At 38.6% G+C, this 20,780-nt stretch carries 11 protein-coding genes; all 11 read right to left on the bottom strand.

What is annotated here, in order from left to right; genetic code table 11:
* Positions 1–48: 48 nt before the first annotated feature.
* Entirely contained in the window at positions 49–4,590 is a 4,542-nt protein-coding gene (locus RMY64_RS07025; protein ID WP_322699671.1) for a non-ribosomal peptide synthetase, read from the bottom strand.
* A gap of 119 nt (positions 4,591–4,709) precedes the next feature.
* Complete coding sequence (locus tag RMY64_RS07030; protein WP_322699672.1) at positions 4,710–5,681, bottom strand: hypothetical protein; 972 nt, start codon at positions 5,679–5,681, stop codon at positions 4,710–4,712.
* Positions 5,682–5,742: 61 nt separating this feature from the next.
* A complete protein-coding gene (locus RMY64_RS07035; protein WP_322699673.1) occupies positions 5,743–7,128 on the bottom strand; it encodes an MBOAT family O-acyltransferase in 1,386 nt (461 codons plus the stop codon).
* A gap of 149 nt (positions 7,129–7,277) precedes the next feature.
* Entirely contained in the window at positions 7,278–8,387 is a 1,110-nt protein-coding gene (locus RMY64_RS07040; RefSeq protein ID WP_322699674.1) for a hypothetical protein, read from the bottom strand.
* A 9-nt stretch (positions 8,388–8,396) separates the two neighbouring features.
* Positions 8,397–8,885 (bottom strand): GtrA family protein, encoded by a 489-nt coding sequence (locus tag RMY64_RS07045; protein ID WP_322699675.1) that lies wholly within the window; start codon positions 8,883–8,885, stop codon positions 8,397–8,399.
* 25 nt (positions 8,886–8,910) lie between these two features.
* Complete coding sequence (locus tag RMY64_RS07050) at positions 8,911–10,554, bottom strand: glycosyltransferase family 39 protein (RefSeq protein ID WP_322699676.1); 1,644 nt, start codon at positions 10,552–10,554, stop codon at positions 8,911–8,913.
* Between the two features lie 138 nt (positions 10,555–10,692).
* On the bottom strand, positions 10,693–11,625 hold the full coding sequence (locus tag RMY64_RS07055) for an isopenicillin N synthase family dioxygenase (RefSeq protein ID WP_322699677.1): 933 nt from the start codon (positions 11,623–11,625) through the stop codon (positions 10,693–10,695).
* A gap of 16 nt (positions 11,626–11,641) precedes the next feature.
* Complete coding sequence (locus RMY64_RS07060) at positions 11,642–13,435, bottom strand: ABC transporter substrate-binding protein (protein WP_322699678.1); 1,794 nt, start codon at positions 13,433–13,435, stop codon at positions 11,642–11,644.
* A gap of 25 nt (positions 13,436–13,460) precedes the next feature.
* Positions 13,461–14,624: an aldo/keto reductase gene (locus RMY64_RS07065; protein WP_322699707.1), complete on the bottom strand. Its 1,164-nt coding sequence runs from the start codon at positions 14,622–14,624 to the stop codon at positions 13,461–13,463.
* Between the two features lie 29 nt (positions 14,625–14,653).
* Positions 14,654–15,670: a fatty acid desaturase family protein gene (locus RMY64_RS07070; RefSeq protein ID WP_322699679.1), complete on the bottom strand. Its 1,017-nt coding sequence runs from the start codon at positions 15,668–15,670 to the stop codon at positions 14,654–14,656.
* A 52-nt stretch (positions 15,671–15,722) separates the two neighbouring features.
* Positions 15,723–20,672 (bottom strand): non-ribosomal peptide synthetase, encoded by a 4,950-nt coding sequence (locus RMY64_RS07075; protein WP_322699680.1) that lies wholly within the window; start codon positions 20,670–20,672, stop codon positions 15,723–15,725.
* Positions 20,673–20,780: the final 108 nt, after the last annotated feature.

Below are 20,780 nucleotides of genomic sequence, written 5' to 3' on the forward strand. Positions count from 1 at the left end.
TAGCTTTTTACTGTTCAAATCTTTTAATTACGAATTACGAATTACGAATTACGCACGGCATTGAGAATTATGCTTTTGAAATAGTAAACCAAGGTCACTCAGGCGGCATTCGGGATTATTAATTAGTAGCTCAAGCAACACTAGAAACTGAGTTACCACACGGCTAATAGTAGTAGCATCAAACAAATCTATTTTGTAGCACCATTTTCCTTCAATACTTCCTAATGTTGTTTGTTGAAGATAAATATCCCAATCAAATTCTGCTGTTTTACTTTCAATTGACCAGGGATGAACAGTTAAATTTGTCAGTTTTAAATCTGATGGAGGCAAGAAGTTAAACATCACTTGATATAGCAAAGAGTGGCTTGGTTCTCGTTTTGGCTGTAGTGCTTCTACTAACTTCACGAAGGGAATTTGCTGGCGATCGCAGGCTGCTAAAAAACATCCACGTACCCGATCGAGCAATTCTCTCAAACTTGGATCGCTATCCAGATATGTACGTATTGGCAATGTGTTAATGAAGCATCCAATAAGTCCTTTAGTTTCTACTTGCTGGCGATTGGCAAAAGGAGCGCCCACGATAATATCTGACTGTCCGGTGTAATAGAACAGCACTATTTTGAAGGCTGTTAGTAGAGTCACGAATAGAGTTACATTGTGCTGTTGGCTCAAATGTTTAAGAGCATTTGTTAGGCTTTTAGAAATAATGAAAGTTTGACTTGCACCTTGAAAAGTTCGTACTGGCAAGCGTGGGCGATCGCTAGGTAACTTTAGTAAAAGTGTACTATTACTTAGTTGCTGTTTCCAGTAGTCAAGCTCAGACACGAAAGCCGGACGAGCAACCCACTGCTGTTGCCAATGGGCAAAGTCAGCATATTGAATGGGTAAATCGGGAAGTGGTGAGGGCTGACCATGACAAAATGCTGCGTATAATTTTGTTAGCTCCTGTAAAAACACACCCACAGACCAACCATCAAAAACCAGATGATGGATAGTTACTATGAGTAAATGCTCGGCATCAGAGAGCCGCAGCAGTTTAATGCGTAACAATGGGCTTTGTTCTAAATCGAAAGGCTGGTTTTTTTCCTCAGTTACAAATCTTTGAGCCAGAGCCTTTCGCTCAGTTTTAGATTCAGAAAGTTTTCGCAAATCTATCACTGAAAATGGTAGGATAGGCTCCTGAATAATTTTCTGAACAACTTGTCTATCTGTAATAGTAAAAGTAGTTCGCAAAGCTTCATGACGACGGACAATTTCCACGAGGCTTTGCACCAAGGCATTGACGTTGAGTAAACCCGTCAAGCGATAAGCCAGGGGAATATTGTAGACGGGAATGCCCGGATTTAATTGAGCTAATATCCAAAACTCAAGCTGAGTCAAAGAGATTGGCAACTCTTTTGTTTTCCGAGGTACTGGTTTGAGAGATAGAGTAAAGTCATTTTGGCGGTATTCTGAAATCTGCCGATCTAGTTCGACTATTGTCGGGTAATCAAACAGACAGCTTATGGGTAACTCCATCTTGAAGGTTTCTCGCAACCGAGCAATGACTTGCATTGCTGATAAAGAATGCCCTCCTAATGCAAAAAAGTTGTCATGGATACCAACTTGTTCCAACTCTAAAACATCGCTCCAGATTCCTGCCAGAACCTCTTCACTCGCAGTACGGGGTGGGATCAAGTCTGTAGAGATGTTACGTTCCCTACTCATAGGTATTGGTAAAGCGCGGCGGTCTGTTTTGCCACTGCTGGTTAAAGGTAGAGCATCCAGCAACTTGACAAAAGCGGAAGGCAGCATATATTCTGGTAGCTTTTGTTTGAGGTAACAAAGCAGTTCGCTGGTATCTAGGTGCTGTTTGGGGACAATGTAGGCGACTAGACACTTGTTCCCCGATCGCTCAACTCTTGCAATAACTACTGCTTCTCTTACCTGTGGATGTGCGGCGAGTACGGTTTCAATTTCCCCCAGTTCAATGCGAAAGCCCCGCACCTTTACTTGATTGTCAATACGACCGAGAAATTCGATGTTGCCATCAGGTAAATAGCGAGCGCGATCGCCTGTTTTATACAAACGGTTCCCATCCTTCACAATGAATTTCTCAGCCGTCAATTCCGAGGAATTAATATAACTTCTAGCGATCGCCACGCCGCCAATATACAGTTCTCCGGGAACTCCAATCGGTAATGGTTGCAGATTGCAGTCAAGAATGTAGATTTGCGTATTTGCGATCGCCCGACCAATGGGCGGAAGTGGCGACCAATTGCTGACAGCATTGTTTAGAGTAAAACTTGTTACTACATGGCTCTCCGTCGGGCCGTACTGATTTTGCAGCGTACAATCAGGAAGCTCTCTAAAAAAGTTGACTAAAACAGGAGTAACTTGTAACTGTTCTCCTGCCGTGATAATTTGACGCAAAGATGCAGGATAGGATTGAGAAATAGAAGCGGCATGAGCTAATTGCTGAAGGGCGACGAAGGGCAAAAACAGTCTTTCTACCTTTTCTTGGGCAATTAATTGTAATAATCCGAACGCATCTTTTTGTACTTCTTCGGCGATTAAAACTAAGGTTCCGCCGTTACACCAAGTAGAGAAAATTTCCTGAAAAGAGACATCGAAACTGATAGAAGCAAATTGCAAAGTTTTGGCACAACTAAAAGCAGTTTCGTTGATTTGCCAATATAAAAGGTTTGCTAGAGAACGGTGACTCATGGCTACACCTTTGGGTTTGCCGGTTGAGCCTGAAGTATAGATAACATAAGCCAAGTTCTCTGGTGTCACTTCACTAACAGGATTCTCCTGACTGTTTTGGCACAAATCCGATGTATCTAAGCAAACTACTGTTAATGATGGCTGGGATAAGGCAATTAATGAATCTGTCAGCAATACCGATGCTTGAGAATCACTCAAAATATAAGTCAAGCGTTCTTGGGGCGATCGCGGATCTAAGGGTACGTAAGCACCACCAGCTTTGAGGATTGCCAACAGTCCTACTGCGATCGATAAAGAACGCTCAACGCAAATCCCTACCCGCACTTCTGGCCCTACCCCAAGTTTTTGTAGGTGGTGTGCTAACTTGTTAGCCTGACAATTTAACTGTTGGTAAGTCAGTAGTTGGGATTGGAAAGAGACTGCTACCGCATCCGGTGTTCGTTCTACCTGTTCTTCAAACAACCGAGCGATACATTTGTGAGGATAATCTGTTTGGGTATCATTCCATACCAAAATTTGTTGCTGCTCGGCAGCAGTTAGCATAGGTATCTCGCTTACTGTCTGCTCGATATTAGCGCCCATACCCTCTAACAAAGTCACGAGATGCCCCATCATCCGGTGAATCGTTTCCTCATCAAAGCGGCTACCATCATAAAGAATGCGTAGGGATAACTCTTGTCCCGGTACAGCGATGACTGTGAGCGGATAATTAGTTTGTTCAATGACTCGCCGTTTAGTAATCTGGATGCTGCTACCTGGATTTGATAAAAACGTATCTTGTGGATAGTTCTCAAACACCACGATGCTTTCAAACAAAGGTAATTCTGGGGGAATTTCACTAATAGCCTGAATTTTGACTAACGGACACCAAGAATATTGCGATCGCTCTACCTGTTGAGTCTGCAATTGCCTCAGCCATTGCCATAAAGGAGTCGCTGTTGGGACTTTCACCCTTACTGGTAGAGTATTAATGAATAGTCCCACCATAGATTCCACCCCCGATAAAGTGGGAGGACGGCCGGACACAGTTGCGCCAAATATCAGCTCAGACTCATCAGTGTAGCGACTGAGTAAAATTGCCCAAGCTGCTTGTACGAAAGTTGAAACTGTCAGATGATATTGCTGTGCTTGGGACTGTAAAGCAGCAGTTATGGGCAACGATAAACAGTAGTGCTGTTCGTGGTAGGTTTTTAGTTGTGGAGAATTTTGCACCTCACCCCGATTTAGTAGCAAACGGGTAGGACTAGTAAATCCTTGGAGTTGTTGCCGCCAAAAAGCTTCTGCTGCTCTCAAATCTTGTTGTTGTAACCAATTTATGTAATTTTGGTAAGGAGGAGGAGTATTTAAATATAAATATTTGCCTTTAAGTAAAGCATTGTAAAAAGTAAAAACCTCTTTGCAGAGAATCGGCCAACTCCAGCCATCAATCAGCAAGTGATGAAAGCTCCAGATAAATTCGTAAGTATCATCAGCAACTCGAATTAACGTGAAGCGCATGAGTGGAGCTTTGTCAAGAACAAAGCCTTGGACTCGATCTGCTTGTAAGAAAGTTTCTAGGCGCTCTTGTTGTTCTTTTGCAGATAAGGAACGCCAATCATAGTTCTGCCAAGGTAACTCTACTTGCTTACATACTACCTGGAGAGGCTTTTCCTGCTTTTCCCAAACAACAAGAGTACGCAAAACTGGGTGACGCTTCACTACTCGCACACAAGCCTGCTGAAGTACTGTAATATCTAGATTTCCAGAGAACGTGAGACAGAACTGCTCAAGATATACTCCTGATTCTGGCTCGTGCAGAGTATGAAAAAGCATACCCTCCTGCATAGGAGAAAGAGGGTAAATAGATTCAATATTTTTATTTTTAATTATTTGCAGTTTGCTCATATAAGGCTATTATTTTATTTTTGAAAAGATAGGTACGCCTCTTTATCCAATTTTTATTGTTCGCCATATGATATTTAATTTCCTACGCTCAAGTTATGAAATCAGATTTATTTATATAACTAGGAAGAATCGCCAAATAATACTCCATCTTTTTGCCCTAAATACTTATAAGCTATTTGACTATTTAATTCTTGAAATTGTCTCATAATATCTTCTTTTTCTTTCGGCAAGAGAAGTAGATCATCAATTAAAACATTTGGCAGCATTGATACTAATTTACATATTGTTTTATTATCAGATAAAAAGCTCAAAAAATTTTGATACTTTGACCAATAACTATCATCTAACTTTATAAATCTAGCTAAAACTCTTTCATTTAAATTATTTATAAGTAAAAGCATCTCGATCGTTTTCCCTGAAGGAGACACATTTATTTTTGCACCATAGTCAACTTTATAATCACTTTTATTGTTGAATTGATTAATGACTCCTAAAAAATCAGCAAAAATATGATTTTTTGTATTTGATTTTGCAAACAGTCGAACAATCATATTGTCATATCCAAATATATCTGCCCAATTCTCTAATATTTGATAATAGTTAAAGATATATTGATATTCATTAAATAACTCTTTAATTCCTACGCTACATGCTCCTAGTTTGACCATGTAACAGTAAGAGGATTCTAAAAAATCATCTTGTTTTCTTAGATATATAACTACCTTAATTTCGTATTCTTTTAACAAATCTTTTATTTTTGCAAGTGTTTCAGGTTGATAAAAGATTTCAAAAGAAGTAAAAGCTTCTGCGGAAATTATCACATTTTTAGGGTTAATAAAGTCTATTTCTGTTTTCAGTTCTTCCCAAATTGACATTGAAAGTGTATTATCCTTGTCTTCCAAACCCATTAAACAATGGGCTAAAGTATTATGACAGTAACGGTTAACTATTTCTTTGGCATTATGTTTTATACCAGACATAGGATACAAATAACCGTTTTCTAAAAATTTATCCCTATTGTTAAACAATGCTTTTTGTAAACAAGTTATTCCGGTCTTGGGCATTCCAATGTGTAAGTAAATTGTTGTCATATCTCTCTAATCGATGGCGTAATTTAAAAGGTATTTTTTATAAAAATTGAGCGATCGCACACTAAAACTGAAAGTATACAAAGGGTTGAGGACTAATTGCTGTCAGCCGAAATATTGTTGAGACCAACACCCCAAATAAAACAGCAAAACTCCAACTAGGAATTTTACGCCACCAATCGGCAAACCAACCCTTATAAGCCGCCCAGTGGAGGATAATTAAAGGTACAAAAATCCATGCAATTTGGAGATTTAGGTTTTCATAACCAAGAGAATTAAAGAATAAAAAGGATTTTTCTATTTTTACAGCGCTGCTGAGATCGTTACTCCGAAAGAAGATTGCAGAGGCACAAAACCAATACAATGTTAGGGGGATACCTAGCATCTTTCTCAATGGTACTAATTCCTTATAGGGAGCAATCCGAGATGACCATTGCTTGTGAACAACTAAGGCGATTCCATTTAATCCACCCCAAACTACAAAATGCCAAGCAGCCCCATGCCACAGTCCTGATAAAAGCATCAAAATGAGAAGATTTCTATAGCCAAACAGTTCTGTGCGTTCAGCTTTTGGCCGCTTTCTCATTAAAGGAATATAAACATAGTCTCGCAACCAACTGTAGAGAGTTATGTGCCAACGTTGCCATAAATCAGTGATATTACCGGAAAGGTAGGGGAAATTAAAGTTCAGAGGTAGTTTGTATCCAAGTAAACCGGCTGAAGCGATCGCCATATCAGAATAACCAGAAAAATCGCAGTATATCTGGATGACGAAAGAAATAACAGCAATCCAACAACTCAAGAAAGTATAATTTTCTGGATTCGTAAAATACTGTTCTACTAAAGGCGAAAGATTATCAGAAATGCAGGCTTTCTTAAAATACCCTATGAAAAAAAGCATTAAACATCCTCGAAAATCAACCTCGCTTAAATTTTTTGGGGTTAGCAGTTGAGGTAAAAAGGTAGATGCACGGACAATTGGCCCTGCAACCAGTTGAGGGAAAAAAGTTACAAATAGAGAAAAATCCCAAAAACTTTTAACAGGTTTTAGTTTACCTAAATACGCATCAAGGGAATAACTCAGAGTTTGAAACGTGTAAAAACTAATGCCTGCTGGCAGAATAATTTTAAGGGTTGTAAGGCTTATAGGTAAACCCAAAAAAGCTAATAAGTTTGCAGCAGACTCAGTGAAGAAGTTATAGTACTTAAAAAACCCTAATATTCCTAGATTTGCTACTAAACTAAGTACCAACCATGCTTGGCGCTGTTGCTGATTAATTGGCTTATTCAGCAAAGCATCCCAATTTCCAAAACTTGTAGCTTTTCTCTTCTCTACTATATCACTTGTTGAGATTACTGGTTCTGATACGGAGCGATCGTTTTGGAAATCATTAATCTGTGGTCTAGACAGCATTAAACCGACAAAGTAATCAATGACTGTCGATAGCAAGAGCAAAAAAAGGAATCGCCAATCCCAAGCACTATAGAAAATATAACTACAGACTAGCAGCCACAATTTCCGATGATTGTGTTTCTGTAAAGCCCAATAGATGCAGAAAACAATCAGAAAGAAAAATAGAAACCGAAATTCTGTAAATATCATAAATTATTTAAGTATTGAGCAAATTTTGATGCTAATAAAAGTGTGAATTCTTGAGCGCCTTGATAATTGAGATGGGCGCTATCAATTCTGCGATCCACTTCATATAAATTACTAAACTTCTTAGGATTATTAAAAGCAAAAAGGGTATCGATATATCCTGATTGATATGCTTTGTAAAGAGCAGATGGGTTGGAATCAGTCTCTAGGAGTGGCGGAATAAAAAAGACAGCTTCAATTTTCTTGTTGTTAATTTGCTGTTGTTCAATTCGGGAAGCAATATTTTTCACCATTTTCGCTCCATATATTATAGATGTATTATTAAATGCACTTTCTGAATTTAAAGTGGCTAATTTTATTTGTTCATATTTGAGATTTTTTTGATAAGTATTCAACCCATTTGTTCGGAATATAGTCTTCCATTTATCAGCTTTTTTTTGCCAATCTATTGCGTAATATCCAGATTCTTGTAGGAGTCTATCTTCAGATACTTTTGCTAATGGATCTGCATTTGATAAATCTAAATTTAATATTCTTTCTTGCCACAAAGTAGAAAGCTGACCAATCCCTAACCATCGGTAGATAAAGCTTTGAAAGTTAGCGTATATATATGGAACTTTTACTTTCCAGCTATCAATTGATGATTCCCAAATTAATTGGAAATTTTCTAAAGTTTTCTGAGGAGTATGCCAATATATCTCTTGAGCGGAAGTAGAACCAATGTTTGTAAATAAGTCAACTGAACAATCTAGAAATATCCACTTTAAGTTTGCTGGTTCTAAAGCCAGAATTTTTTGTAAGTAAAAATCTAGTTCTGATACATTTGCACCTGCAATACCAAAGTTGAAAGATTTTACACTTTTACCCTCTGTTGTCATGTATTTATCAAACAATTTCGGGATTACCCCAAAGTACGTAGTACTTGGCCCTAGAAAAATAGCGTCATAATCATCTTTGTGTTCAGTCAAATATTGCCATTTAACACTGATTTCACCAAGGTTTTGGATAGTCTTGTAATAGGGTAAAATTAGATTCAAGCATCCCGAAGAAAAAAATATAGTAATAATAAAAATTAAGCTATAGCCAAACATCACTAATGGTCTTAACATGATTTTTTCTTAAATATCTACAATTACATCTGTTTTTGTTAATTGCCAGTTCATCTTCAGGTTGAGCCAGAAATTCCAAAGTGTCACACAAGCGATCGCTACCAATTTAGCTATGTATTCATTCACTTGAAATTGATAAAACAGCAAATTTACAATTAGGCTATTGAAAATAAGTCCAATTAAACAAATGAGATTAAACTTGACAAAGCGTTGCAACTTTTGACTGTTTTTTTGCTCAAAAGACACATCACCAAATGTCCATAAATCATTCCACAGAAAGTTATTAATAATTGCTATTTCTGTGGAAAGCATTGCACTCGGAGTTAACGCCAAACATAACGAGCTATGAAAGCAATAGAATGCTCCTAAGTCTACAAATACTCCACTAAAACCGACTACAGCAAAGCGGATAAACCGACTAAAAAGTGCGGAATTGAGATAAAAGTAGATTTTACCTCTCAGATAACTAATATTGAAATAGTTAAGATATTGCTTCATTCAACTTCTAATTTTTTAATGTTTTTTATGTTTTCTGATTTTTGTCGAGTTGCCAAAATCCTTCAAGTGGGTAGACTAATTTAAGTGAGTTAGTTTTATCTTGCTGGAGTTGATGAGCTAAACTATTTTCTAGGTCGTCAACAAAGAAGATAGATTTATAATCTTGAGGCATTATTGGTAATTGGTTGTTTTGGATGGGAAGTAAGGAAATTTTTGGTTCTAAACTATGACTTAATGTGAGGATGACTCCCAAGTTATAATCATTTTTATTACTTATTAATAAAACATTATTATTAGATTGGTTAATACGTTTACTCATTGCTAGTAAATTCTTGCCACCTATTTGTGGCCACCAAGTTTCAGCCTGAAAAAATCTGACATCAGAAACTAGCCCAGAAATAAGTAATCCCACCAAAATGAGTTGCCAGAAGTTTTTCTGCCAACTCTTAGCTAGAAAAAGATGGAAAGCTAAAATATAGACTACAGCAATTTGAATGCTGAGATATAACGGTATCTGATAGCGAAAATGAATAGAGCGAATTCCCCCAAAAGCTAGGTCATATAAAAGCAATGTTAACCCTGGAAATCCGCCTAATAAAGCAATAAATAAACTAGTGTTAGTTGATAAAGATTTGGTCAAAAAAATAATAATATAAATAATTAAAAATAAACTAAATATTATTGTAATAATACTATAAAACAAAGGACTTTCATAACTTAAATTATTGACCCAAGCATCATCAGAAGCCAAATTAAAATCAAAAAATATTCGGCTAATCCGACTGAGCCAAATTCCAATCAGGTCAAAAGGACTATCTGTTTTAAATATTATCCATGACAAAAGATTTGTTGCTGTGTCAGCTTTGGTAATAAGCACCGTTAGCCAGGGTAAAAACATTAAGCAAGCTGCTATTGAACTCAGTAAATAATTACGCAGGGTTTTTTGAAAGCGAAACTTTTGCCTAATAACTATATAAATACCATGAGCGATCGCAACCATTACTGTTAATAAATGGGTGTAGAATCCTAAGGCTAGGGTGAGAGCATACACAGCCCAGGTAAAGAAACTTTCTCGGCGAATGGCTCGCAACAAAGCAGCACTTGATACTAGGATCATCACCATCCACAGACCGTATTCTCGTGCATCTTGGGCAAAGAAAACCTGCAAGGGAGAAATACCCATCACAGCCATTCCCACCCATCCTACTAGCGGCGATTCAAATAACTCTAAACACAACCAATACACACTAGGAAATATCAACAGACTGATGACTGCTGATAAACTCCTGACTCCCGCCGGAAAATCCCCAAAGACTTGCGCCCACAATCTCACCATTACATAATACAAAGGTGGATGCTGCGGGTCTGAAGTTATTAAGTAGCGAACTGTATCAACCACAGATCGATCTGGGTTAATGTGTTGATATTTGTCTAAAGTGATGGCAGGAATTATGCCTTGATTATTGCTCCAATTGCTAAAAACTTCTTGTTTAACCTCAGCTAGCGTATGACCAGATATTGCCAGCGATGTAGCAATTTCATCATACCAATACACTTTTTGCCCTAAATGGGTAAAGCGAAAGAAAATGCCCAACCCAATTAGGCTGATTACCAGAATTTTTAACCAAGTTGGAGGATTTGACTTTGCTAAGATTTGTAATTTGTCCATTTATTGCACTAATACCTAATTAGCAAAGGATGTATTGTCTGAGCAAGAGATTAGCAAATATAAAACAGCCCATATCAAGCCTTTTTGAAGTGTCTATTAATTAAAAATTACGAATTACGAACTACGAATTAGTAACTATCATTTTGGCTGCTTGAAATATTCCTGTGCAAGAATTGGTGGATACTTAGGCACTTCATCTATATCTAAGCAAGTCTTAATGGACTTAATTGGAGCATCGTAATTAGGGCCTGTAAAAAAGGCGCATGAATATCTTTGTTTAGCACTGTGAGATTGAGTTGGAACTATAACTCGATGTGGTGTGGCGCGAAATTTATCGTTTGTCCATCGCTGCATTAAATCTGCAACCAATACTATAATTGCATCAGGAACGAAGGGCGCTACAACCCATTCTCCAGCATTTGTATATACTTCTAACCCTTCCGAATCTTGAAATAAAAATGTCAGCGTCCCGATGTCAGTATGTTCTGCCAGATAAACTTTTCCTAGTTCTGGAGGCTGATATATAGATGGGTAGTGATGCCAAACTATGCCGTGGTTTTGTTCTGAATATAAATTTGTAAAGTAATCTTCTGGAATTCTCAGGGAAATAGCCAAAGCTTGAAATACTTTCAGGGCGCTTTCGTGACAACCCGTGAAAAATTCCATCATCACTTCACGAAACTGAATTGGATTTTTAGGCCATTTATTCGGTTCAAAAAAAGGATCTTCGATTGCACCAACTTCATCGAGAGTAATTTCCTTTCCAAAATGAAAGCCTTCAGTCATTAGCTCATTGGCGTTATGTTTATCTTCACTCTTTTTAAAATTATGATATCCGCGAAGATTCCGATCTGGAAAGAAAGATACTTGTTCTTTTTCATCCTCCGGTAGTGCAAAAAAGGACTCGGTTTGTGAAAAGACTTGAGCGATTAGAGTCTGAGAAATACCATAATTTTTCAGATAGAAACATCCGACCTCATGAATAGCAAGAGAAATTTGTGTAGCAACAGCTTCTTTTGCGGTTGAGTCACCTATAAGAAAAGGATTGAAATCAATGATAGGAATTTGCATACAAACGATATCCTCTTTAGTTAATCTCAGTCAGTTTCAAGTTGTAAGTGTTCCAAAATGTCCCTAGTAGGGGAGAGTGTTCAATACCTTGGATACGATTTCGTACTGCTACCATTGAGAAAGGGTTAACTAGATAAATAAATGGCAGATACTCCTGAGTAATTTGTTGAGTTTCTACGTACATGGCTTTACGCTTTGATTCATCCACCTCAGAGGCTGCCTGAATGTATAAATTACCAATTTTTCGTTCCCAATCTGCAACCTGTCGCCCTATTATCGGCATTTGTCCTGCTTGGGATTCTTGATTAAAAAAGTGCCAACCAGCTTCAGGCAACCAAACATTAGCCCAATCATTTGGTTCTTGACCGACAGCAACCTCAAGTAATTGACACTCCCAATCGAAAGTTTGAGTCAATTTATTGATGAAAATGCTAGCAGCTACGGGATTAAAATCAACAGTTATGCCAAGGTTACTCAAATTTTGTTTTATGTGTACTCCCATCGCCTGCAAGGCATTATTGGTACTATTAGTCATTAGGCTAAAGCGGACAATATTTCCTTGCTCGTCTAATAGCTGACCTTGATTGTTGTATTTAAAGCCTGCTTTTAGAAGTAATTTTTTCGCTTTTTGAAGATTGTATTCATAGACAGTTTGCACAGGAGAATAATACTTACTCTGTACAGCAATCGGCGAATTTTGCAGTTTACCCAATCCTTTATAGATATTGTTGAGTATTTGTTGGCGATCGATTCCATAGGCAACTGCTTGTCTAAATTCCACTGTATTGAACCAACGAGACTTTATGGGATCGACCAGTGGTTGACCATTCCTACTGCCTTGATTGAGATTAAAAGTAATAGCAGTTGATCCAACAAAAAGACCGCCATTATAGATAGTAAAATTTCCTTTGCTTTCTTCATGTTTTAATAATGAAAAATAATCAGTATTGACGTTGATGTAATCCAATCCTCCAGAACGAAATTGGATCAAAGAAGTATCTTGATTAGGAATAATTTGCCCAATCACACGCTCGATATAAGGTTGCGAATTGCCTTGAATATCTTTACGCCAGTAATAAGGATTTTTGCGGAAAATTATTCGCTGGCTCGGAGTATAAGATTCTATTGTATAAGGGCCGTTGACAATAATATTTTTTGGGGGAGTATCAGTTCCCCAAGTAGACATAAATTTAGGTATGCCATCCTGCTCTTTTGTTTTGATGCTTTCCCGAAAAACATGGGCTGGTAAAATTTCTAGTTTTGTAGCCCGAACAAATGGAGCAAATGGTTCAGGTAATGTAAATTCAACTCGCAGATTATCAAGCTTTCGGACAGTAGGGAAGGTACGATTTTTACCAATCATGAAGAAGTCTTTAGCGTAAGTAGGAATGTCTGGATTACGGTAAATTTCATTGTAGGTAAAAACGACATCTTCAGTCGTTAGTGGTTTCCCATCTGACCATTTTAGCCCTTTTCTGAGGGTGTAAATTACTTGTTTATCATCCTTGGAAGTTTGCCACGATTTAGCTAGATCGGGTTCAATTTCTCCACGAGCATTTTCTTTAACTAGCCCTTCATAAGTATAGTTTAAAATATAAGCCGATTCTACGATTAAAGCCGGATTGAAAGTTGTGGGTTCAGTTGGGAAAGGGACGATAATTTCAGATGTTGGTATTACGTTGATTTTTAAGGTAATTTGATGATAGATAATTATTGCGATCGCAGTTACAAAAGCTAGCAAAATTACTAGCCAACGATGACGAATTAAAGTATATTTTTTATTATTTCTTAATAACTTATAATCCGACATTGTGAAACTACTCCGCAATATATCCTTAACTAGATTGAGATAACAATCTATGGGCATCTTCTAATAATGCTGGTATTTTATCAGCATGTGGACTATGACGCAGACAATCACTTAGATCGAATTGTCTAACTTTTTCTGCTGTCAAACCAGGAAACCAAGGATCGGCAGTATTTAAATGGTTGTAACGCCTTTTGGCATATTCATACATATCAAAAGCGATCGCTAAATTTCGCAACCACAAAATAACTGGAATATTAATCTCACCAGGGGTTTCTTTATAAGCGGGTAAACCAGTGTGCCAGGTACGATACCAGTCTTGTCCTAATGTGGCGATCGCTGCTTTCTCTAAACGGTTTAAAATTGGTGGTAGAATTTCATCCGCTTGCTCTAAAAGTTCTATAACCTTCAAGTGTTCGTCAAAATCTGATGGTTTAGATGCACCCAAACTGAGAGTATGTACTTGAGTATGGCTCAAACAAAACAGATCGTTAAATACCATCGGGCTAAGAGGATAGCACAAGTCTAATAACTTTTGTGGAGGCTTATAAAGCATACCACCTTTATCTGATGGGCTAATGATAAATACACCCATATCATGATGTTTGGCGGCTTCAATGGCGGGCCAATTGAATTGATTAATGTAGTACCAGTGGAGATTGACATAATCAAATCGATTGGTTTCAATGGTTTTGATAATTAAGTCTGTTGGAGCGTGGGTAGAAAAGCCAATAAATTTTACCTTACCCTGAGCTTGCAATTGTCGCGCTACATCAAGACATCCATTGAGACGAATGCTATCTTCAAGATGTTGGTAATTATTAATGCCATGCAGTGTTAATAAGTCAATGTAATCTAGCTTTAATAAAGCCAAAGATTTCTCACATAAATGGCGGAAGTCTTCAGAGTCAGATGTAGGAGTAACCTTAGTCTGGACAATAATTTTTTCTCTAGGCAACTTAGGTAAAATAGCTCCTAATTGCATCTCAGAAGTCCCATACATTCGAGCAGTTTCGATGTGATTGATGCCAACTTCTAAAGAACGGCGAATAGTGGCTTCTAGATTCTGTTGATTTTCATCGGGAATTTGTTCTTGATTAAGCTCTTTATACTCAGTATAGACGTAGCGCATTCCACCACAAGAAAATACTGGCATTGGCAATTCTGTACGCCCGAATCTACGATATTGCATCATAAATGTATTTTGATTAGAGCGATTTATTAATGACTTTTTGCCGCAATCAAGCCTTGTATTATTTTTAGATGAAACATCAAGTATGATTTTTCAATATGCTGAAGGTGATGTTGAATTAACTCATGTATCTTGGAGTAGTTACACGGTGGCATACTTGGGTATAGATGATGCTCTACATGGTAATTATTATTCCAGTAATAAAACCTAATTATCGGGTTAGAAATCATTGTTCGTGTATCATTCCATAGGTTGTGATTTAAGTCAGACTCACAGCCATAGTGATCTGTAATACTGAAAAGAAACCCGAATGGAGAAGCAAAAGTTGCTAATGGTATCCAGTAACCAAAGAACAAAATCCCAGGAAAAATTACGGTCAATCCTGCCATTAATACAAACCAACCCAATAGTAGCCAATTATTTTGTAAGACAAATTGGCGTTGTTCTGGTGTTTTAAAATAGCTCAAATAAAAGTTAGCTGGTAAGGCTGATTCCTCTTGCGTCTGTGTTTTCAAAGAATCTAAATATAAATCTTTGGTTACTATCCACCAATTTTTCCATGCCGCAAGAGGATAAAAATATGTCAAGGCAAAGAGATAAGTATTAAGATTAGGAAAGGTTTGCCATGCTGAGGTATCTCCTACGATTTTACCTTTGATTTTTGCTTCTCGATGATGTCCAATATGAATATATTTGTGAAACGAAAAGTTCATCAACAATACTAATGATAAGAAGGTTCCCATGAATCGGTTAGTATTTTTTGACTTATACAAACTATAGTGAGAGCAATAATGTATTGCTGCAAAAAAACAGACAAATAAGAATCCTTGAACCAACCAGACTAATAACCATACTGCCCAGTTATTCAACCAGAACCCAATAGCTGAGAGGATGAAATATGTACTAATGACAACAAATGTTTGAATAATCGGTCTAAATGTAGGAATCTCATGCAATATACGAAGTTCTTCGTTAGATATTTGAGTAACTTCTTTAATACTAGGTCTGGCATTCTCAATTATTTGATTGTTTTTTGTAAGTTCCATATTTTTCATTTCTACGTTGACAATAACAATTGACAAACCAGATATCAACCTATTAATTGTTTAATTGGTCTTGGATGGCTGCTGCTAGCTGAAATACAGTAGGTTTTTCAAACAGGTAAATCAACGGCAGTTCGACTTGCAAAGCTGACTGTATTTTGCATATAACTTCAAGAGCTTGAGCAGAATGTCCTCCCAGTTCAAAAAAGTTGTCTTGAGTGCTAATCCGATCTATCCCTAAAATTTCTTTCCAAATAGCTAACACAACTTCTTCGATAGGATTTTGAGGTGTAACAAAATCCCTCGATGTTGGGGAGACAATAGTTTGAGTAGGCAAACTTGGAGGTTCCGATATTAAGATAAGTTCAGCTAGACGTTGCTTATAATTGGTCGTTATTTTTTCCAGCAAGGTCTGAAAATTCTCGACCATCTTGGTAATAGTTGCAGGTTCAAATAAATCGGTTCTGTATACGAGCAAACCTTCAATACCTGTTGATGTTTCTTCGAGCGTTAACTCTAAATCAAACTCTGCGGTATCTTTTGTATCTCTAGCAATAAACTGCTCCTTCAAAGTGAGATTTGCAAATTCTAAATTATCCTCTGGAGTATTTTGAAAGACAAACATTACTTGATTTATTAACGTATAGCTAGGATCTCTGACTGGTTGGAGTTCTTCTATTAGCTTAATCAGGGGCATTTCTTGATGAGCGTAAACACCCAAGGCTACCTCGCGCACTCGGCTAAGTAGTTCTCGGAAGCTGGGGTTTCCTCCTAAGTTGGTACAAAATGGCAGTAAATTGACAAAAAAACCAATCAGTCCCTCAGTTTCTACTTTGGTGCGATTTGCCAGGGCGCTGCTGACAATGATATTTTCCTGTCTTGTATAAGAGAAGAGTAATGTCTGGAATGCTGCCAACAATGTCATAAACAGAGTTACGCCTTCCTGTTGACTCAGTGCCTTAAGTGCATCGGTTAATTTCTGGGAGAGAACTATTGGTTGACCTGCACTTTTAAAGGTTCGCGCTGGTGGGCGGGGATAATCAGTTGGTAGCTTCAATATTGGCGGACTAATGCCTAAATGCTTTTGCCAAAACTGAAGCTGAGATTCTAAAACTTCTCCTTCTAACCACTGCCTCTGCCATTGAGCAAAGTCGGTATATGCGATCGGTAACTCAGTCAGAGGTGACGGCTTACCCTCACAGAAAGCTTCGTAAACTTTTGCCAGTTCTTGGGTTAGGACACTAAAAGACCAACCATCAGCAACAATATGGTGGGTGACGGCAACGAATAGATACTCTTGTTCATCCAAACACCAAAGCTTGCTGCGTAATAAAGGGCCTCGTGCCAAATCGAAAGGATGCTTAATTTCCTGTTCAGCCTGTTGTGTGGCTTGAGCTTCGCGTTCAGTTTCGGGGAGGTGCTGAAGATCGATTACGGAAAAGTCAAAGACAGGCTCGTTAATAACAGCATAAACGACTTGTCCATTCTTAACCTGAAAAGTCGATCGCAATGTCTCATGTCGCCAGACAATTTCCCTTAAACTCTCTGATAATGCTTTTTCGTTGAGCGCACCTGTGATGCGATAGACCAAAGGCAGGTTATAGATGGAATTACCTGGATAAAATTGGTCAAAAAACCACAACTCTAGCTGGGTTAAAGAAATTGGGATTGGCTCGTTTTGCGAGGGAAACCGTTTTAAAGATAACTCCTGATGGTCTGGCGCTTTAGCTGTGGCGATTTTTTGGGCTAAAGGTGCGATCGCAGGAGACTCAAACAAACTTAACAGTGGTAATTCTATCCCAAATGCTTTGCGCGTTAAAGCAATCACCTGAGTTGCTAGTAAAGAATGTCCCCCCAAATCAAAGAAGTTATCGTAAATACCAACTCGTTCTAACCCTAAAACATCTCTCCAGATACCAGCCAAAATTTCTTCGGTGGGAGTACGCGGCCCAACAAAAGTTTGACTTAATTCAGGTCGGTTTGTTGTCGGTTCTGGTAAGGCGCGACGGTTTACCTTACCGTTGGGTGTGAGCGGAAAAGATTCCATTTCGACAAAAGCTGATGGAATCATATAATCTGGCAATTGCACAGTCAAAAAAGCCCGCAGTTGTTCGACTGTGATTGTCTCTCCTGCAATGGGGACAAAGTAAGCGACTAAATATTTTTCCCTAGCACTTTCCCCATGCACTTTTGCTACGGCTTGGTTAATTTGAGGATGTTTGCTCAGAACGGCTTCAACTTCTCCCAGTTCAACGCGAAAGCCCCGAATTTTTACTAAATCATCTATCCGTCCCAAAAATTCGATATTCCCATCTGGTAGATATTGGGCTAAGTCCCCAGTTTTGTACAAACAACTTGATTTTAAATTTTGGATTTTGGATTTTGGATTATCAGAACTTTCAGCAGATTGGAAATTTTCACTTGTGTCCCTCAATCTAAAATCTAAAATCGGCAATCCAAAATCGGTAAACGGATTTGGTAGAAATTTTTGATTGGTCAAATCTGCACGGTTGAGGTAGCCACGAGCCAAACCATCACCACTAACGTAGAGTTCCCCAGGAACGCCAATCGGCACGGGTTGAAGGTTGCTGTCTAACAGATAAACTTGCACATTGACAGCAGCTTTACCAATGGGTGGATAAATCGGCCATTCATCTGGCTTTTGGCTAAAAGTATAAGCTGTCACTAAGTCTGCTTCCGTGGGGCCATAGAAATTGTAGAGCGTACAATTTTCCAGACGCTTAAACAGCTTGATCGTAGGCTGAGTAATTTGGAGTTGTTCGCCACAAGCGATCGCTTCCCTAATATTCTGAAATAAATGTGCTTGCTCTCCGTAGATTTCCGCTAATTGCTGCCACAGAGTAACGGGCAGAAAAACTTTCCCAATTGGGTTGTTGCCAAGTAAGTGGATTAATTTATCTAAATCTTTGCGATCGCATTCAGAAATCATATACAGCGTACCTCCCAAGCCCCACGCCACGGATATTTCGTGATAGCTGACATCAAAACTGAGAGAGGCAAACTGAAGCACACCAATACCTGTGGTCATTTTTGCCTGATGGTGTGCTACTAAATTGGTGAGCGATCGCTGGGTAACAAGAGTGCCTTTAGGAGTGCCAGTAGAGCCAGAGGTATATATGATGTAGGCTAAATTATCAACTCCTACCTCAACTTGCAGATTGCTCTCAGATTCTTTGGCGATTTCTTCCCCATCTTCATCTAACACAATCAGACGATGAGCAAAGTTGCCCTCAAGTAATGACTTCCAACGTGTTTGAGTTAAGACGACTGGTGCTTGAGAATCCTTGAGCATGAAAGCTAAACGCTCTGATGGATAAGTAGGATCGAGAGGAACGCAAACTCCTCCAGCCTTAAGAGTACCTAAAATAGCGATCGCAGCTTCTATTGAACGCTCCACACAAATACCTACAGGGACATCTGGCTTCACACCTAAGCGTTGCAAGTAGTGGGCGATTTTATTGGCTTGCTGGTTTAACTCCTCATAAGTCAAACTTTGGTTTTCATATACCACCGCCAAGGCTTGGGGTGTTTTTTCAACTTGCTCCTCAAATAACTGATGGATGCAACGATTGATCGGATGCGCTGCTGAGGTAGCATTCCACTGTACTAAAAGCAAATTTTGCTCTGCTGGAGTCAGTATCGGTAACTCGCCTGGGGTGCGATGAGGATTGACGGTAATTCCTTCCAACAAAGTGAGGAAATGACCAGCCATGCGATCGATAATATCTGCATCAAAACGTTGGCGATCGTAGTAAATTTTTACAGTCATTTCCTCGCCAGGAATTGCCAGCAGTGTGAGAGGATAATTAGTTTGTCCTCTGTCTTGTAGTTCCCCAATGCTTAAGTTTCCAGGAAGTTGTTGCAACGTTACATTTACAGGATAGTTTTCAAATACAACGAGGCTTTCAAACAAAAGTTGAGTGCGAGGAATTTCACTTACGCCTTGAATATCTACCAGTGGAGTGTATGAATATTGCTCCCGTTCTATGTACTCTTGTTGCAACAACCGCAACCAGGTTAACAAATCGGTTGTATCCGGGATTTTCACTCGTGCGGGTAATGTATTAATAAACAATCCAACCATCGACTCCACACCAGATAAAGTAGGTGGGCGGCCAGATACAGTAGTGCCAAAAACCACGTCAGACTCACCACTGTAGCGACTTAGTAACAGCCCCCAAGCAGCTTGTACCAAGGTGGCAAGTGTCAGATGATGTTGTTGGGCAAAAGATTTTAAGGTAGTTGTCGTCTGGGCTGATAGATGTTGCGATCGCACCTCAATATTTTGCTGTTGGTGAGAACTCTGCCCTAGCGATCGCTCTACTATCAAAGGCGTAGGTGCAGTGAAACCCTCAAGATTTTGTTGCCAAAACGCTTTCGCTCCAGCCAAATCTTGCTGCTGCAACCAATTAATATAATCTCGGTAAGGACGACTGGGAGCTAAATATAACTGTTGACCGTTCTGAATTGACTCATATAAAGCAAACAATTCTTTGAAGATAATCGGCCAGCTCCAGCCATCAACTAATAAGTGATGAAAACTCCAAACAAACTCATAATTCTCATCAGCTACCCGAATTAAAGCAAAGCGCATTAATGGAGCTTTGTCAAGTTCAAACCCTTGTTTTCTATCTGAATCTAAGAAAGAATTGAGACGTATTTCTTGCTCCTGTTGAGGAAACATTCGCCAGTCTAAATTAGACCAAGGCAAATTCACTTCTTTTCGCACCACCTGAACTGCTTGTTTGCGATTCTTCCAAACAAAAAGAGTTCTCAAAGCCGAATGTCGCTCTACCAACAGTTGCCAAGCTCGTTCAAATACACCTGAATCTAAATTGCCATGAATAGTTAATTGAAACTGCTCAAAATATATTGTCGATTCCGGCTCATAGAGAGTATGAAAGAGTATCCCCTCTTGCGTGGGTGAAAGAGGATAAATAGATTCAATATCTTTATTTTTACTTTGTTTTTGTGCAACTACCATTGTTTTTTAAAGATGATATTAATTAGGTTATTGCGATTTTCATTTAAGTGAGGTACAAAACCAATGTTTTTTAACGCAGAGGAACGCAGAGTCAAGCGCAAAGGTACG

The organism is Nostoc sp. DedQUE08 (assembly GCF_034530895.1).
In the GTDB taxonomy this organism is placed as follows: domain Bacteria; phylum Cyanobacteriota; class Cyanobacteriia; order Cyanobacteriales; family Nostocaceae; genus Nostoc.

Bases quoted from the DNA above. Each gene is read 5' to 3' on its own strand.
- RMY64_RS07025 (WP_322699671.1), bottom strand. From the start codon at position 4,590: ATGAGCAAACTGCAAATAATTAAAAATAAAAATATTGAATCTATTTAC.
- RMY64_RS07030 (WP_322699672.1), bottom strand. From the start codon at position 5,681: ATGACAACAATTTACTTACACATTGGAATGCCCAAGACCGGAATAACT.
- RMY64_RS07040 (WP_322699674.1), bottom strand. From the start codon at position 8,387: ATGTTAAGACCATTAGTGATGTTTGGCTATAGCTTAATTTTTATTATT.
- RMY64_RS07045 (WP_322699675.1), bottom strand. From the start codon at position 8,885: ATGAAGCAATATCTTAACTATTTCAATATTAGTTATCTGAGAGGTAAA.
- RMY64_RS07050 (WP_322699676.1), bottom strand. From the start codon at position 10,554: ATGGACAAATTACAAATCTTAGCAAAGTCAAATCCTCCAACTTGGTTA.
- RMY64_RS07055 (WP_322699677.1), bottom strand. From the start codon at position 11,625: ATGCAAATTCCTATCATTGATTTCAATCCTTTTCTTATAGGTGACTCA.
- RMY64_RS07060 (WP_322699678.1), bottom strand. From the start codon at position 13,435: ATGTCGGATTATAAGTTATTAAGAAATAATAAAAAATATACTTTAATT.
- RMY64_RS07065 (WP_322699707.1), bottom strand. From the start codon at position 14,624: ATGCAATATCGTAGATTCGGGCGTACAGAATTGCCAATGCCAGTATTT.
- RMY64_RS07070 (WP_322699679.1), bottom strand. From the start codon at position 15,670: ATGGAACTTACAAAAAACAATCAAATAATTGAGAATGCCAGACCTAGT.
- RMY64_RS07075 (WP_322699680.1), bottom strand. From the start codon at position 20,672: ATGGTAGTTGCACAAAAACAAAGTAAAAATAAAGATATTGAATCTATT.